This window comes from Sorangium sp. So ce281 (assembly GCF_051527395.1).
GTDB classification, from domain to species: Bacteria; Myxococcota_A; Polyangia; order Polyangiales; family Polyangiaceae; genus Sorangium; species Sorangium cellulosum_B.
The window spans coordinates 5,271,361-5,287,130 of the sequence record NZ_CP150322.1; the positions used below are offsets into that span (position 1 = coordinate 5,271,361).

The 15,770-nt window shown below is 70.1% G+C and carries 10 protein-coding genes; 6 read left to right on the forward strand and 4 right to left on the reverse strand.

Features of this window, described 5'->3' with window-relative positions:
* Positions 1-588 precede the first annotated feature (588 nt).
* Both WMF27_RS19970 and WMF27_RS19975 read left to right on the forward strand, forming a co-directional pair.
* Positions 589-1,818, forward strand: a complete 1,230-nt coding sequence (locus WMF27_RS19970; protein WP_437767303.1) for a response regulator — start codon at positions 589-591, stop codon at positions 1,816-1,818.
* A gap of 64 nt (positions 1,819-1,882) precedes the next feature.
* Positions 1,883-7,915, forward strand: a complete 6,033-nt coding sequence (locus tag WMF27_RS19975) for an AAA family ATPase (protein WP_437767302.1) — start codon at positions 1,883-1,885, stop codon at positions 7,913-7,915.
* Between the two features lie 60 nt (positions 7,916-7,975).
* Here the strand turns inward: WMF27_RS19975 and WMF27_RS19980 are convergent, their stop codons facing one another.
* From WMF27_RS19980 to WMF27_RS19995, 4 genes are all read right to left on the reverse strand, one after another.
* Complete coding sequence (locus tag WMF27_RS19980; protein WP_437767301.1) at positions 7,976-9,100, reverse strand: acyl-CoA dehydrogenase family protein; 1,125 nt, start codon at positions 9,098-9,100, stop codon at positions 7,976-7,978.
* 96 nt (positions 9,101-9,196) lie between these two features.
* Positions 9,197-9,796, reverse strand: a complete 600-nt coding sequence (locus WMF27_RS19985; protein WP_437767300.1) for a LysE family translocator — start codon at positions 9,794-9,796, stop codon at positions 9,197-9,199.
* Entirely contained in the window at positions 9,786-11,234 is a 1,449-nt protein-coding gene (locus WMF27_RS19990) for a radical SAM protein (RefSeq protein ID WP_437767299.1), read from the reverse strand. The genes WMF27_RS19985 and WMF27_RS19990 overlap by 11 nt, the downstream gene beginning before the upstream one ends.
* 1,033 nt (positions 11,235-12,267) lie before the next feature.
* Positions 12,268-12,432, reverse strand: a complete 165-nt coding sequence (locus tag WMF27_RS19995; RefSeq protein WP_437944572.1) for a hypothetical protein — start codon at positions 12,430-12,432, stop codon at positions 12,268-12,270.
* Between WMF27_RS19995 and WMF27_RS20000 the strand changes: the two genes are divergently transcribed.
* From WMF27_RS20000 to WMF27_RS20015, 4 genes are all read left to right on the forward strand, one after another.
* Complete coding sequence (locus tag WMF27_RS20000; protein ID WP_437944536.1) at positions 12,425-13,303, forward strand: formylglycine-generating enzyme family protein; 879 nt, start codon at positions 12,425-12,427, stop codon at positions 13,301-13,303. The two genes, WMF27_RS19995 and WMF27_RS20000, sit on opposite strands and share 8 nt — an antisense overlap.
* 274 nt (positions 13,304-13,577) lie before the next feature.
* On the forward strand, positions 13,578-14,333 hold the full coding sequence (locus tag WMF27_RS20005) for a Uma2 family endonuclease (protein WP_437769831.1): 756 nt from the start codon (positions 13,578-13,580) through the stop codon (positions 14,331-14,333).
* A gap of 44 nt (positions 14,334-14,377) precedes the next feature.
* Positions 14,378-14,983 (forward strand): glutathione transferase GstA, encoded by a 606-nt coding sequence (gene gstA / locus WMF27_RS20010; RefSeq protein ID WP_437769830.1) that lies wholly within the window; start codon positions 14,378-14,380, stop codon positions 14,981-14,983.
* 66 nt (positions 14,984-15,049) lie between these two features.
* Complete coding sequence (locus WMF27_RS20015; protein WP_437767297.1) at positions 15,050-15,757, forward strand: DUF4336 domain-containing protein; 708 nt, start codon at positions 15,050-15,052, stop codon at positions 15,755-15,757.
* Positions 15,758-15,770: the final 13 nt, after the last annotated feature.

Genomic DNA, 15,770 nt, shown 5'->3' on the forward strand with positions numbered 1-15,770 from the left:
CTTAGCCCCTGCCACACCCGAGCGCCTCCGTGCCTCACGTGCTCCACCTTTCCGTTCCGCGTATTGACGACGGGTTCCCGAGCGCTTCCCTGGTTCTGGACGCGGGAGGAGCGCGGGCCACGAGGCGCTAGATGCGCCGACGCGCGCGCACATTCATCTCGCGAGAAGCCCCGGGCGGGCAGCCGCCGGTCGATCGGTCGCGCTCGGCGTCGCGGCGCCCGGCGCCAGGTCGCTCTCAACATGGCTGTCCTCGCCCAGGCCGCGCCGTGATCCTCCGCACCTCCGTGGCCCCCAGAAGGCACCGGGGAGGCAGGGATGGGACGGAGTAAGAGGCTGTTTGCGCCCGAGCTCACGGTAGAGGCGGTGCGCCTGGCGAAGGCGGACGACCGGAGCACCGGCCAGCGGCCGGGAGCGCTCACGACGCCCGAGCGTGAGGAGCTCCAGCGGCCGAAGATCGGAATGGAGCGTGAAAGCCGAAAAAAGCGGAGGCCTCCTCACGAAGGAAAGCAAGTGAGGCGAGCCGACATCGGACCTTGGAACGAGGCGGAAAGCGCCCATCTCATGCGTACGCATGCGTACGTAGATGGAATGGATGACCTGTGTGGCTCAGCCTACCCTCTCCACCGCACCCTACAACTCTCTCCGCTTCCGCCTACAAAAGGGATGTTAAGACTGAACAGCCCGTGGTACGAACGGAAAAAAAGAAGACGGAATGTTTCCTGTGATGGGGCCGTCGGCTCACAGTGTACGCATTTGCTCGCCCGCCGTCCGTTGGGATACGCCGGCCGGGCGCACGAGGCTCGCTCGATCGTGCTGAGCCGGCAGAGACCCATGCAAGAACAAGAAACTCCGCTCTCTGGGCTCGTCCTCATCGTGGACGATAGCGCGGACAACCTGGCCGTGCTGTCGCACGCGCTCATGTCGGATGGCCTGGAGGTCGCGGTCGCGCGCGACGGTGAGGAGGCGATCGAGCTGGTCAGCCGGGCCCAGCCGGACCTCATCTTGCTCGACGCGCTGATGCCCGGCCTCAGCGGGTTCGAGACGTGCCGGCGGCTCAAGGCCGATCCGGCGACGCAGGGCATCCCCGTCATCTTCATGACGGCGCTCGCCGAAGCGAGGTTCAGGCTCCAGGGCTTCCGCGTAGGCGCCGTCGACTATGTGACAAAGCCGTTCGAGAAGACCGAGCTCCTGGCGCGGGTGCACACCCAGATCTCGCTCCGGCGCGCAACGCGGGCTCTCGAGGAGCGGAATACGAGGCTCTCGGAGGAGATTGGGGAGCGCGCCAAGGCGGAGGAGGCGCTGGCGCAGGCCGTGCAACTGCTGCGCGACACGAACGAGCGGCTCTCGCAGCAGCTGATGCAGAGCGAGCGCGCGGAGGCGGCCAGGGCGGCGCTGCAAGAGCAGATCATCGCGGCCCAGCGGGAGCGGCTCCTCGAGCTGTCCGCTCCGCTCATTCCGATGATCGATGGCGTCCTCGTGATGCCCCTCATCGGCACGGTGGACGTCGAGCGTGCCGGACAAGCGGTCGAGACAGCGCTGCGCGGAGCGAGCGAGCGCGGGGCGGACTATCTCATCATTGACATCACCGGCGTGAAAGCAGTAGATGAGACGGTTGCGCGCATGCTCGTGCAAGCCGCGATGGGGCTCTCGCTGCTCGGCACGCGGACGGTCGTCACGGGCATCCGCGCGGAGGTAGCGCAAACGTTCGTCGCGCTCGACGTGCACCTCGATCAGCTCGTGACGAAGGCCACCCTGCAGTCGGGCGTGGAGCACGCGCTTCGGACACGCGGCCGCCGCCAGCACAAGCCAGAGCGCTGAAGTACCGGAGAATTCCGTTGATCGCCCGGCGTCTCCGCCGGCCCCGAAGAGGAGCTGAACCGGGATGGATCTGAGAGACTACGTTGTGGGGGAGGTGATCCACGAAGGGGCCGAGACCCGCGTGTGCCGCGCGGTCCATCGCCCCTCCGGCGACAGGGTGGTGCTCAAGCTCCCCGTGGCGGCCGCGCCGAGCTCGCGCGTGACGGGGCGCATCCTGCATGAGCATCACATCCTCACACAGCTGAGAGAGGTGTCGGGGGTAGCACGGGCGCGGGAGCTCCTGTCGCGGGGCGGCGCGGCCGCGCTGGTGATCGAGGACCCCGGCTTCCGGTCGCTGGATCACCAGCTCGCCGAGCGCGGGCGCCTGCCGGTGGAAGCGGGGCTGAGGCTGGGAGCGCTCCTCGCTCGAACCCTCGAGGCCGTGCACGCGGCCGGCATAACGCACAAGGATATCAAACCCCAGAACGTGCTGGTCGACGCGGCGTACGCGCAGGTCAAGCTGCTCGACTTCGGCATCGCCTCGTCGCTGCCGCTGGAGGCGACGGCGGCGAGCATCCCCGAAGGGCTCGAGGGGACACTGGCGTACATGTCGCCCGAGCAGACGGGCCGCACGGCGCGAGCGCTCGATCCCCGCACCGACCTCTACTCGCTCGGAGTGACGCTCTTCGAGGCGCTCTCGGGGCGGCTGCCGTTCACCGAGCGCGACCCGCTCTCGCTGGTGCACGCGCACCTGGCCAAGGAGCCGCCGTCCCTCGACGAGGTCGCCCCCGGCGTGCCTCCGGGCCTCGCGGCGATCGTGTCCAGGCTCCTCGCGAAGAACCCTGACCGGCGGTATCAGACGGCCAAGGGGGCAGCGGAGGACCTGGAGCGCGCGCTGCGCATGTGGCGCGAGCGCGGCGCGGTGGAGCGCTTCGCGCTCGGGGACAAGGATTTCTCGCAGAGGCTGCGGCTGCCAGACGTCCTCGTCGGGCGGGAGCACGAGCGCGATCTCCTGGGCGCGGCCTTCGCCCGCGCCGCCGGGGGCGCGGCGGAGCTCGTGCTCATCGGCGGCCCGTCCGGCATCGGCAAGACGGCGCTCGTGCGCACCGTCTACCAGGACATCGCGCGTGCGGGGCGCGGGCACCTGATCTCGGGCAAGCACGACCAGCTCGCGCGGTCGACGCCCTTCGCGGCCATGGCGCAGGCGTTCGGGGGGCTGATGCAGCAGTGGCTGGCGAGCCCGAAGCCGACGCTCACGGCGTGGCAGGAGCGAATCAGGGCCGACGTGGGGGACAACGCCCGGCTCATCGCCGACGTGGTGCCGGAGCTCGACCTGATCATGGGCAAGCTCGCGCCGGTGCCGCCGGTGCACGGCGAGCAGGTGCTCGCCCGCCAGAGGCTGACCTGGCTGAACTTCGTGCGGGCGGTCACGACGCCGAACGCGCCGCTCGTGATGTTCCTCGACGACATGCAGTGGGCCGACAGCGCCACGCTGGAGATCCTGAGGACGCTGCTGACCGACGCAGAGCGAAGAGAGCTCCTCGTGCTCGCGGCGTACCGCGACAACGAGGCGCCCCCCGAGCACCCGCTGTGGAGGCTCGTGGCGTCGGTCGAGGAGAGCGGGGCGAGGGTGTCGAGGATGTCGGTGCGCCCCCTGTCGGCGGAGCATGTGCAGGCATGGGCAGCGCGGGCGCTGAACAGCGAGGCGGCGCGGGTGGAGCCGCTCTCGCGCATCCTGTGGCAAAAGACGCGAGGAAACCCGTTCTTCATGGAGCAGCTGCTGCTGTCGCTGCACCGGCAGAGCAAGGTGGCGCGGGACCAGGAGAGCGGCGCGTGGCGCTGGGGCCAGAAGGAGATCGAGCAGGCGCAGGTGACCGACAACGTCGTCGCCCTCCTGACGGACAAGCTGCTCGAGATGCCTGAAGCGACACAGCAGCTCCTGGGGCTCGCGGCGTGCGCGGGGCACACCTTCCACCTCCACGACCTGGAGCGGCTCAGCGGATGGGAGCGCGCCCGGGTGACCGGCGCGCTGTGGCCCGCCCTGCGGGAGGAGCTGGTGGTGCCGGCCGATGGAGCCTACCGGACCGCTCAGGCGCTGGGAGAGGCCGGAGCCGGAGCCGGAGCCGGAGCCGGAGCCGGAGCCGGAAAAGGAGCGCTCGACGCTGAATACCGCTTCTTGCACGACCGCGTGCAGCAGGCGAGCTACGAGCGGGCCCCGCCGGCGCAGCGCGTCCTGGCGCACATGGAGATCGGCCGGCGGCTGTGGGCGCGGCACCGGACGCAGGGGGGCACGCCGCAAGAGCTCCTGGAGCTGGTGCGGCACCTCAACCTGGGCTCGGCGCGGATGGACTCCGCAGGCGAGCGCGAGGCGCTGGCGCGGCTGAACCTCGAGGCCGCGCGCGCCGCGAAGGCGGCGAGCTCGTACCGGCTCCTCCTGAGCCTCGCCGAGACCGCGCAGGACTTGCTGGGCGATGACGCCTGGCGCAAGGACGCGCCGCTGTGCGCGGAGCTCGCGCTCGAGCAGATCGAGGCGGCCTTTCTGCTGCGGGAGTTCGACGACGTCGAGGCGAGGTGCGCGCGGCTGCTCGCCAGGCCGCTGCCGGCGCTCACCAGGCTCTCGGCGCACGAGATGCGCGTCCGCAGCGCCCAGGCGGCGGGCCAGTTCGCGCGAGGGGTCGATCTCGGGCTCGCCGCGCTCACGGAGCAGGACATCGCATTTCCGGGCGCGGACGAGGCGCGCCGCGCCGCGCTCCTCGAGGAGTCCGCCGAGCTGGATCGATGGTTCGAGCGCGAACCGGACGCGTTCGAACGGATGCCCCTCGATCCCTCCCCGGAGCAGGTGATCATCGATGCGCTGACGATGCACCTCATGGTGTGTGCGGCGATCGGCGGTCAGCCGGTGCTGTCCGGGCTCGTGATCGTCCGCGCCGTGCTGAGGGTGCGAGAGCGGCGCGCGCTCACGCCGGTCTCTCCCTTCATCATCGTTTGCTTCGCGAACGTCTGGTCGCTCACCACAGGCATGTATCGTCGCGCTGCGTGCTGGGTCGGCCCTGGCGTGCGCGCAGCCGAGCGCGTCGCGTCGCCCTTCCTGGCAGAGTGTCTGTCCTTCCAGGGGCAGTACACGGCCTACTCCCGCCCCGCGGATGAAATGGCGCCCATCTTCGAGCGAACCTGCGCGACCGGCCTGAAGGTCGGCTCGTTCCAGGGGACGAGCTGGGGGCTGGAAGGCGACCTGTTCTATTATCGAGTGTGGCGCGGCCAGCCGCTCGGGCAGCTCGAGGCGCACCGGGCGGCGCGCTGGGGGTTGATGCAGCGCGCGGGGACCGCGCTCGGGACGCACTTTTTCGAGGCGATCGCGTCGTGGTGCGACCTCTTGACGACCGCCGACGGCGCGGGGAGGCTCCTGTCGGGCGAGCCGCTCTCACGAGGATCGCGCTCCCTCCTGGCTGACGGGGACGGGATGGCGGCCGAGCTGGCTCGCATCCTCGAGGCGCACCTGTTCCTCGTCGCCGGCGCGTACCCGATGGCCCTCTCGCGGGCACGGGAGGCCGAGCAGTTCCGCGTGTCCATCTTCGGCTTTCCCCCGGTCACGGACATACCGCTCTGGCTCGCGCTCGCGGCCGCGAGGTGCTTGCCGGAGGCCGCGGACGCGGCGGAGCGGGCCGGGCTCCGCGACGACATCGAGCAAGGCCTCGCGCGGCTGAGGTACTTCGCCGAGGGGAGCGCGGACAATTTCCTCCACAAGCTGCGCCTCCTCGAGGCCGAGCACGCCCGCGTGCAGGGCAAGACCGACGAAGCCATGGCCAGGTACGACGAGGCCATCGAGCTCGCGCGCGAGCAGCGATTCTTCCACATCGAAGCCCTGGCGGCTCAGCTCTGCGCCGAGTTTCACCTCGAGGCGGGCAGGCGCCGTGTCGCCGCGCTGTACCTGCGCGGGGCCAGGGACGCTTATGTTCGCTGGGAAGCGCGCGCCGTGGTGGCCCACCTGGAGGCGAGATGGCCTGCCCTGCTCCGTGCGCCCGCGCAGCCCGCGACGGCGGAGCGCCGCCGCACGACGGGCGTCGCCACGCTGACCACCACGGGAGTCACCGGCGGCGCGCAGCTCGACGTGAACACCGCGGTGCGCGCGGCGCGGGCGCTGTCGAGCGAGCTCGACCCGGAGCGGGTCGTCGGGCGCCTGATGGAGCTCGTGCTGGAGAGCGCCGGGGCGCAGCGCGGCGTCCTGCTGCTGGGCGAAGGCGAAGAGCTCTCGGTCGTGGCGCGGCTCTCGGTGGAGGGAGGCCACATCGAGACGGGCCTGTCCGAGCCGCTCTCGCAGAGCAGCGAGGTGGCGAGGACGGTGGCGCACTACGTGGCGCGCACGAACGAGCCGGTCGTGGTGGACGACGCCCGGTCGGACGCGCGCTTCGCGGCCGATCCGCACCTGGCCTCGCGCTCCGTGCTCTCGCTCCTCTCGCTTCCCTTGTCGCATCGAGGGCGCCTCGTGGGCGTGCTCTACCTCGAGCATCGCGAGGTGCCTGGGGCGTTCCCCGAGCGGCGGGTGGAGCTCCTGTCGGTGCTCGCCGCGCAGGCCGCCATCGCCGTGGAGAACGCCCTCCTGTACCGGGACCTGGAGGCCAAGATCAAGGAGCGCACCGTCGAGCTCCGCGTCGCCAAGGAGGCCGCGGAGCGCGCCAGCCAGGCCAAGAGCGACTTTCTCTCCAGCATGAGCCACGAGCTGCGAACGCCGCTCAACGGGATCATGGGTTATGCCCAGATCCTGGAGCGAACGCCCGACGTCCCGCCGGCGTGGCGGGAGGGCCTGCGGGTCATCCAGAAGTCGAGCGAGCACCTGCTCTCGCTCATCAATGACCTGCTGCAGCTGGCCAAGATCGAGGCGGGCAAGGTGGACTCCGTCCTGACGGAGTTCCGGTTGAGCGCGCTCGTGCGGACGGTGGTCGACCTGTGCCGGGTGCGCGCCGAAGCGAAGGGGATCGCGTTCTCCCATGAGCTGCACGGCCCTGCGCTTCTGGCCGTCTGCGCCGACGAGAAGCGGCTGATGCAGGTGCTCCTGAACCTCCTCGGCAATGCCATCAAGTTCACCGAGCGGGGAGGCGTGTCCCTCCATGTCGAGGTGCTGGAGGAGACCGTCCCTGCCGGGCGGATGGTGCGGTTCCGGGTCGAGGATACGGGTCCTGGGATCGCCCCGGAGCAGCAGTCACGCATCTTCGAGCCCTTCGAGCAGGTGGGGGAGCAGAGCGCGAAGAACGAGGGAACAGGGCTTGGCCTCGCCATCACGAAGAAGCTCGTGCAACAGATGGGTGGCGCGATCGAGGTGCAGAGCGAGGTCGGCGAGGGCAGTGTCTTTGCCGTGACGCTTCCGCTCGCCGAGGCGCAGCTCGCGACGAGCCCAGGCGAAGCCAGGGGGTGGGACACGATCGTCGGCTATCCGGGGGAGCGCCGCACGATACTCATCGTGGACGACAATTCCGACAATCGCGCGGTGGTACGCGGGCTCCTCGTCCCGCTCGGCTTCGATCTGTGCGAGGCGGACGGCGGTGAAGCGGCGCTGCGCATGGCGGCGCTGCGCGCGCCGGCGCTCATCCTGCTGGACGTGTACATGAAGGACATGGACGGCTACGAGACCGCGCGTCGCCTCAGGCTCGTGCCCGAGCTCCGGCGAGTCGTCATCCTGGCCTCGTCGGCGAGCGTATCCGAGGCCGAGCGGCAGCAGTGCGCCAGCGCCGGCTGCGACGACTTCTTGCCCAAGCCGATCGTGGCGAGCGCGCTCCTGGACAAGATATCGCGGTTGCTGGGCATCGAGTGGCTTCGCCGCGATGAAGCCCCCGCCCGCGATGCGCCGGCGAAGCAGCCCGACGGCGACGGCCACCTCGCGCCGCCTCCGGCCGAAGAGCTGGCGATCCTGTCGGCGCTCGCGAAGAAGGGGCTCGTCCACAAGATCCTGGAGGAGGCGGAGCGGATGGCGCAGCACGATCCGCGGCTCAGACCCTGGATCGAGCAGCTCACGACGCTGGCACGCAGCTACCAGACCCGGAAGCTGCGGGACTTTGTCGGCGCATACGGCCCGGGCGGCGCGGGCGGCGCCGACGGCCGCGCGGATCCGCAGGAATCGATATAGCGAGCGACCCTGGTCGGGGGACGAGGGCAAGGATGGCGGGAGAGAGCCGCCGGGTCGCGGTCATGACCCCGATCCTGGGCGGGTCACCCGTTCGAGCAGCCGCTCCACCGTCGCTGTCTGCAGGTCGCGCGTCTGGGCCGTGAGCGAATAGAGCATCACCTCGCGGAAGAGGCGCTGCGCGGCGTGGTCGAGGAGGTTGGCGCTGCCTCCGGTCGCGGCGACCGCGGCGTGCGCGGCCCTGACGCCCAGATCGATGCACCAGGCGCGAACGCGGACCGCGTGCTCAGCATGGCCCTCCGCCTCCGGCCGGTCCGCCCACGCATCGACCTCGGCGCGGGCGGCCTCCCTCTCGTCCTCGAACGCCCGCGCGGCGCCCGCCAGGCGCGCGCTGCCGCGGCGCTCCGCCAAATCCGCGAGCAGGGCCGCGGCGGCGCCGGCCGCGCCCAGGGAGAGCGCCGAAGGCGTGAGCAGGCCCGCCACGTCGCGGGCGGCCTGCTGCTCCGGCGTCAGGGTGGTGATCACCTGCTCGGGGCCGACGCGCAGATCGCGCAGCGTCAGCGACACCGTGGCCGAGGCGTTCATCGCGCTCAGGCGGAGCGGCGGCGATGCCTCGATGGAATCCCCCGCCTCCAGCGACGTCAGGACGTACATCAAGCGGCCATCGGGGAGCGCGCCGGCGATGACCGCATCGTCGGCGATCCCATGGCCGGTCAACCAGGGCACGGTGCCGTCGAAGCGAAACCGGTCGCCCTCGGGCTCCACCCTGACCATCGGCGGGCCCGGGCGGCGAACGTGCGAGAAGCCCACGGTGCAAAAGCGCTCTCCGGAGGCGAAACGCGGCAGGGCGCGCTCCTTGAGCGCCTCGTTGTCGCCGCGCGCGATGAGCGGGCACGCGGCGGCGTGCTGCATGTGGACGAACGCCGTCACACCGCAGGCGCCGGCGAGGATCTCCAGGACCTCGCGCGCGACCCGCGGCGGGGCGCCCTGGCCGCCGTGGCACGCAGGCGTCGCGATCCCGAGGAGACCTGCGTCCGCGAGGGCGCGGAGGTGCTCTCGGGGAACCGCCGCGGCCTGATCCGTGGCGTTCGCCGAGGGGGCGAGCACGAGCGCCGCGAGCCGGCGGGCGCGCTCGATCAGCGCGGCGGAGCCGGCCGTGGCCGGCGGCGTGGGCGATCCGGGGGACATGCGAAGGGAGTGTAGGCCGCGGCGGCGACGCGACCCAGCGACCCGGCCCAGCGCGGCGCCGACACGACATCAGGCGAATCAGGCGAATCAGGCGAATCAGGCGAAGAGGAGCGCGAGCGCGCACAGCATGATGCAGATGCCGAAGATCTTCCCGACGTGCCGCCCGTGCCCGAGGATCTCCACCATCGCGCGGCCCGCCACGACATAGATCATGAAACAGGCGAAGCCGATGGTGACGATCGGGACGCCTATCGCGATCACGCTGCCCGCCACGCTCCGCCCCACGAACTGGGGAAAGAGGGCGGCGAAGAACACGATCGCCTTGGGGTTGACGATGGCGAACATGAAGCCGTCGCGGACGTGCTGCCACGACGACCCGGCCCGCGCCGCGACCTCACGGTCGCTCCCGAAATTGGCGACGCCCATCAGCGTCCAGCCGATGTAGAAGATGTACAGCGCCCCCACGAGCTTCATGCCGAGCAAGAGTGTGCTCGATAGGCTGCCGACCTCCAGGATGACGAGGTAGGAGGCGACCGCCTGCACGATCGTCGCCGCGATGTTTCCGGCCCCGGAGAGCGCCCCTGCCCCCCAGCCGTGGTTGGCGCCCTTGGCGAGCGCGAGCAGCATCGATGGGCCCGGGATGATGGACGCGACGAAGATGGCCATGCAGTAGGCCAGCAGCACGTCAGCGCTCACTGTCGGCCCCTCGGACGATCTGGCGGAACAGCTGTCGGTTGTTGGTGGCGTTCTTCGGCACGATCTTGTCCTTCGCCACGAGCTGCCCGAGGGTGTATCCCTCATCGATGTAGTCGTCGAGGACGCCTCGATCCGCCTCCTTCTTGAGGTTGCGCACGAGGTGCCCCATGAACACCTCACCCGTGATGGTGAGCTGGTAGCGGTCCCCCGACCGGAAGATCAGCCCCTCCTCGATGAACGAACGAAGGTTGCCCATCTGCGCCTCGTCGAGCGCGCCGGACGCTCGCAGCGCCTCGTACTCGCTGACGGCGAGCCCATCTCCCATGAGCGGAAAGACCCACAGCGCCATGTCGCGCTGGTGCGACAGGGACGACTTGTCGAGCGAGAACCCGTGCTCGCCCCGCTCCGCGAATGCGCTCCACGCGTCGATGTCGACGATGTTCTCGGCACGCGCGCCGGGGATCGACGAGATCGCCTGGGCCCCTGCGCCGATCAGGAAATCCTCGTATCGCCGGGCGCCGATGCACTCGTTGCCTGCCACGATGGAGAGGGCGCGCTCCGGGATCTTGTCCGGGTTCATGTACGTGTTGGTCCCCTTCCGTAGCCATCCCCGACGCAGCAATGTCGCGTAGGTATGCAGCCTGAACAGCGCCTGGTGCTCGTGGCGGGGCTGCTCCGGGACCTTGCCGGCCTGGATGTCCCCGACGAGCTTCGGCGCCGCGCCGGGCGTGAGGAGATAGCTGCTGACGGCGTTGATGTGAGGGTGGCCGACGATGCGCTCCAGATCGGACAGCACCGACTCGACGGTCTGCCCCGGGAAGCCCGTCATCAGGTCGGCGTTGATGATCGGCACGCCGCGCGCGAGCTTCTCGCATGTCTCATCCATGTTCCGGAGCGCCGACGGCATGTGCAGGTGGCGCCGGATGGCGGGATCGAGGACCTGCACGCCGAAGCTGGCCTTCGTGACCTGGTGCTCTATCAACGCGTCGATGAACTCGTCGGTCACCGTGGAGAGGGTGAACTCGACCGAGATCTCCGTGCTGTTCGTGCATCCCGGCAGGTCGCGGACGGCTCGGAGCACCTTGCCGATGTGAGCGCGCAAGAGATCCGGGCTGCCACCGCCGATGTTCACCGAGGCGATCGGCTTGCCCTTGGCCTGGCTGCGGCCGAGCAGGTCGCGGATCTGCCAGATCAGCAGATCCGCGTAGCGGTCGGCCATCTTGAAGCTCAGGGAATTTCCGCCGGAGAACGCGCAGAAGCTGCATTTCTGGGCGCAGTACGGGACGTGCAGATAGAGCTGCAGGGTGGCGCGGTCGAGCCAGGGCGCCAGGGTCCATGCGTCGAGGAGCTCGGCCGCCGACAGGTTGGCGCTGTCGGGCTTCATCCAGTAATCGATGGTGTTCCTGGCGACGTGGTCGAACCTGCTATGCAGCAGCATCGAGAATCCTTCTGTGCTGGTGGGTAGACGATAACTCCGCGTTTCCAGCGCCCAGCCGTCCGGGGCCGCAGCGACGCGACGCGCGCTGTGCCGAGGCTGTGGGGCAAGCGTCGGACCAGCGGCGATCCTCGTCCGGTTCCGGCGAGAAAGCCCGTCACGAGGGCCAGAAGCACTCCTCGGCCAACCAGGGGTTCAGGGCGCGCCTCGAGGCGCGCCGCGGGAGATAGGCAACACATTGCGCGGTCGAGCAACAGCCTGTCATGCGGCAGGAGCGAGCCGCCGATCAGCCGCAGCTCGGGCTCAACCACCTGCTCGATCGACTGCGCGTTGCCGGACGTCCGGTGTCTGCTCGGCGCCGCCGTCAGCGCGGGAGCCGAAGGTTCCTCCGGCGGGTCTCGGCACCGTCCGGTTCGACTTTCAGCTCTCCTGGGTAGCTCGCTCGCCCGGCGGCCGAGGCTTGCGAGCGGCCTCCCTCACCGGACGCGACGCAGCCCCTCTCGCGCCCTGCTCCCGCCCGCGCTACCCGCGGTCCGATCACCTCAGCAGCACACTTCAAGGAATGGACACGTGCGACGGCAGGCGCGCAGACCTCCAGCCGGCGAGCCGGTGGATGCTCGGGCTCAACGAACAGGGCAGCAAATTTACAATGGCAGTCCATGAGCGTCGCTGTCTCCGATTTCTGTGGAGACATGAAGGCTCGACTGGAGTACTTTCCGCACATGGTCCGCGGGCGACACACAATGCAGCTCCGATGCAACGCGGCAGCTCGCCGCACAGCGCACGCACTGGCTTCCTACGTGGGAGCCGCCGCGCTCCGTGAACGCGGGCGGCAGCGGCATGGTGCGTGGTGCGCCGCGCTCGCGCTCGCGCTGGGCGCTGCGGCGTGCGGCAGCGACGGCGCCGATGGATCGAGCTCGAGTGACGCGGGCGGCGGCGGCGCCACGAGCAGCGGCGGTACCACGAGCAGCGGCGGTACCACGAGCAGCAGCGGCGGAGGCGCGGGCGCGTCCGGCGGCGGCAACCCCACGAGCGGTCAGGGCAGCGCCTCGGCCTCGGCCTCGGCCGGGAGCGGTGGGAGCGGTGGATCCGGCGGCAGCGCGAGCGTCGACGAGCCGCCGAGCTGCGCGCCCGGCGGACCAGGGCTCTCGACGTGCGGCCCGGACGGCAACGAGAGCTGCTGCACGAGCCTGCTGGTCACGGGCGGCACGTTCTATCGAACGTACAGCAACAACGGCAGCGGAGCGACCAACACGAGAGATCCCGCGACGGTGAGCTCGTTTCGCCTGGACAAGTACGAGATGACCGTGGGCCGCTTCCGGCAGTACGTCGATTACCTGGTCGCCGGCGGCTCCCCGCCCGCGGCGGGCAGCGGCAAACACACGCATTTGAACGATGGTCAGGGCGTGGCCGACAGCGCGAAGCGCGGAAGCTTCGAGTCCGGGTGGAACTCGAGCTGGGACAGGTACATTCCGACGGGCCCGGGCGCGGCAGCCACGTGGACCAAGAACCTGACCCCCACCGTGTACGGCACCTGGACGGCGAACGCCGGCGACAACGAGATGCTGCCGCTCACGTTCATGAACTGGTACGAGGCCCACGCCTTCTGCATCTGGGACGGCGGCTTTTTGCCGACCGAGGCCGAATGGAAATACGCGACCGCCGGTGGAGACGAGCAGCGCATGTACCCCTGGGGCTCGATGGATCCCGGCTCTGGAAACCAGTACGCGATCTATGATTGCTACTATCCGAGCGGCAGGCGAGGCACTTGTACGGGCGTCGTGAATGTGCCGGACGTCGGGAGCACGCCGCTCGGCGTCGGGCGCTTTGGACAGTGGGATCTCTCGGGCAGCGTCTGGGAGTGGAACCTCGACGTCTACGCGAACTACGTGAGCCCCTGCGAGGACTGCGCGAACCTCACCGGCGCCACGAACCGGGTGCTGCCTGGCGGCGGCTTCCACACGGGGTTGATGCCGTATCTCCTGTCGTCGAATCGCTCGGCGGTCTCCTACGATCCGGCGAACTATCGCGGCGACTACGGCGTCGGCGTGCGCTGCGCGCGCACGCCGTAGCGCCGAGCCGGCGCCGAGGGCGGCCCTCGCGCGGCCGGACGCGGGCGAGCTGAGCTCGAGCGCGCGGTGCCACCACGCGCCGGCGTGCGGCAGCGACGGACGCTGCGCTGGCCGGGCAGGACGAACACGAGGCACCCTGTGGCGGGGACGCCACAGAAGGGTGGATTTCGAAATGAGCGCACCCGGGATCCGCAAGCTGTCGAGCGGCTACGCGGACGCAGCGAGGTGCGCCGCGGACCTTGCTGCGAGGTGGATCCTCCGGCAGGCTTCCGACATGACGTCCCTCGCCTTCGCGATGCCGGCGGAGATCGTCGACCCCAGCGTCGTCGCTCCGCCGGGCGATCTGTACAGCAACGAGCCTCCGATGGAGACCTACCAGCACCTCGTCCAGATGATCGTGCTGCTCGAGAGCCTGGAGCTCTTCTGGAAGGACCGGGCCGACTTCTTCGCCGCGGGGAACCTGACCATCTACTTCAGCCCCAGGCAGCTCAAGACCGAGCACTTCCGGGGCCCGGATTTCTTCGTCGTGCTCGGCACCGAGCGGAGGCCACGCAAGAGCTGGGTCGTCTGGGAAGAAGACGGCCGGTACCCGAACGTGATCGTGGAGCTGCTCTCGGAGAGCACCGAGGGCACCGATCGCGGCCTCAAGAAGCAGATTTACCAGGACGTCTTCCGGACGCCGGACTACTTCTGGTTCCATCCGGAGACGCTCGAGCTCTCGGGCTTCCACCTCGTCGACGGGCAGTACGAGCCGCTCTCCCCCGATGCTTCCGGACGCCTCTGGAGCGCTCAGCTCGAGCTCTTCCTTGGCGTCGAGGAGGGACAGCTCCGCTTCTTCACCCCCGAGGGAGAGCTCGTGCCTGCTGGAAAGGAGCTCGCGAAACGGGCCGAGTCCGCCGAGCAGCGCGCCGAGTCCGCCGAGCAGCGCGCCGAGTCCGCCGAGCAGCGCGCCGAGTCCGCCGAGCAGCAGGCGATGCGGCTGGCAGCGAGGCTCCGGGAGCTCGGCGTCGATCCCGACACGCTGAAGTAGCGATCGGCGCCCGCGCTCCTCTCGCTTTTCCTGTGAAGCGCATGATGAAGCTCTATTTCAGCCCTGGCGCCTGCTCGCTCTCTCCGCACATCGCGCTGCGCGAGGCCGGCCTCCAGTTCGCGCTCGAGCAGGTCCACCTCGGCACGAAGAAGACCCGGTCGGGCGCCGACTTCACCTTGATCAACCCCAAGGGCTACGTGCCCGCGCTCGAGATCGAGGGCGGCGAGGTGCTCACCGAGGGGCCGGTGATCGTCCAGTACATCGCCGATCGAAGGCCCGAGTCCGGGCTCGCGCCCCCGGCCGGCACCCTGGACCGCTACCGGCTGCAGGAGTGGCTGAGCTTCATCAGCACCGAGCTGCACAAGCAGTTCTCGCCGCTCTTCAAGCCGCGGGCGCCGGACGAGCAGAAGAACGCGGCGAGGGCGCTCCTCGGCCGGCGCTTCGCCCACGTGGCGCACCGCCTCGAGGGCGCGACGTACCTCCTCGGCGAGCGGTTCACGGTGGCGGACGCGTACCTCTATACCGTGACGACGTGGACGAGGTTCGCGGGCGTCGATCTCGGCGGATGGCCCGCCCTCGGCCGCTACAGGGAGCGCGTCGGCGCCCGCCCCGCCGTGCAGGCCGCCATCGAGGCCGAGCGGAGGCGGTAGGCCTCCGTCGAGTCCCTGGGGGGACACGCCTTGACACCACGATCACGCGCGGCTTTGCATGACGGCATGCTGCGGGCGATCGCCGAGGAGGTGTGGGCGTACGAGAGGGACTTCCGGCTGCCGTTCGGCGATCTGCCGGCGCGCGCGACGGTCGTGAGGCGGGCCGACGGCGGGATCGTCATCCACGCGCCGCTGGCGTTCGATGACGACACCGCCCGGGAGATCGACGCGCTCGGCGAGGTGCGCGCCCTCGTCGCCCCGAGCTGCCTCCACCACGTCTTCTTGAGGGCCGCGACCGAGCGCTGGCCGCGCGCGAGCGTGCTCGGGGCGCCCGGGCTCGAGAAGAAGCTCTCCGGCCTCCGCTTCACCCCGCTGCCCCGATCCGGCGTGGCGCCGGAGATCGGCGACGATCTCGGCGTACGCCTCGTCGAGGGCGTGCCGTACATCGCGGAGCACGTGTTCCTGCACGCGCGGTCGCGGACGCTCATCGTGACGGATCTCCTGTTCAACGTGCATGAGGCCCGCAGCTTCGCCATGAAGGTCTTCCTCTGGGTGGGCGGCGTGTGGAGGAAGACCGCCCAGGACCACGTGTGGCGCGTGCTCATGAGGGACCGCGCCGCGGCGGCGCGCAGCGTCGCCGACGTCCTCGCGTGGGAGTTCGAGCGCGTCGTCGTCGCCCACGGCGACGTCATCGAAGGCGAGGCGAAGGACCGGACGCGCCGCGCGCTCGCGTGGATCGGCGCGGGCGCTGGCCGGCTCCTGCCGGCGAGATGAGGGCTCTCAGGCG

What these genes read in the sequence shown, in the direction of transcription:
- WMF27_RS19970 (WP_437767303.1), top strand. Translation starts at nt 589, where the DNA reads ATGGATGACCTGTGTGGCTCAGCCTACCCTCTCCACCGCACCCTACAA.
- WMF27_RS19975 (WP_437767302.1), top strand. Translation starts at nt 1,883, where the DNA reads ATGGATCTGAGAGACTACGTTGTGGGGGAGGTGATCCACGAAGGGGCC.
- WMF27_RS19980 (WP_437767301.1), bottom strand. Translation starts at nt 9,100, where the DNA reads ATGTCCCCCGGATCGCCCACGCCGCCGGCCACGGCCGGCTCCGCCGCG.
- WMF27_RS19990 (WP_437767299.1), bottom strand. Translation starts at nt 11,234, where the DNA reads ATGCTGCTGCATAGCAGGTTCGACCACGTCGCCAGGAACACCATCGAT.
- WMF27_RS20005 (WP_437769831.1), top strand. Translation starts at nt 13,578, where the DNA reads ATGACGTCCCTCGCCTTCGCGATGCCGGCGGAGATCGTCGACCCCAGC.
- gstA (WP_437769830.1), top strand. Translation starts at nt 14,378, where the DNA reads ATGAAGCTCTATTTCAGCCCTGGCGCCTGCTCGCTCTCTCCGCACATC.
- WMF27_RS20015 (WP_437767297.1), top strand. Translation starts at nt 15,050, where the DNA reads ATGCTGCGGGCGATCGCCGAGGAGGTGTGGGCGTACGAGAGGGACTTC.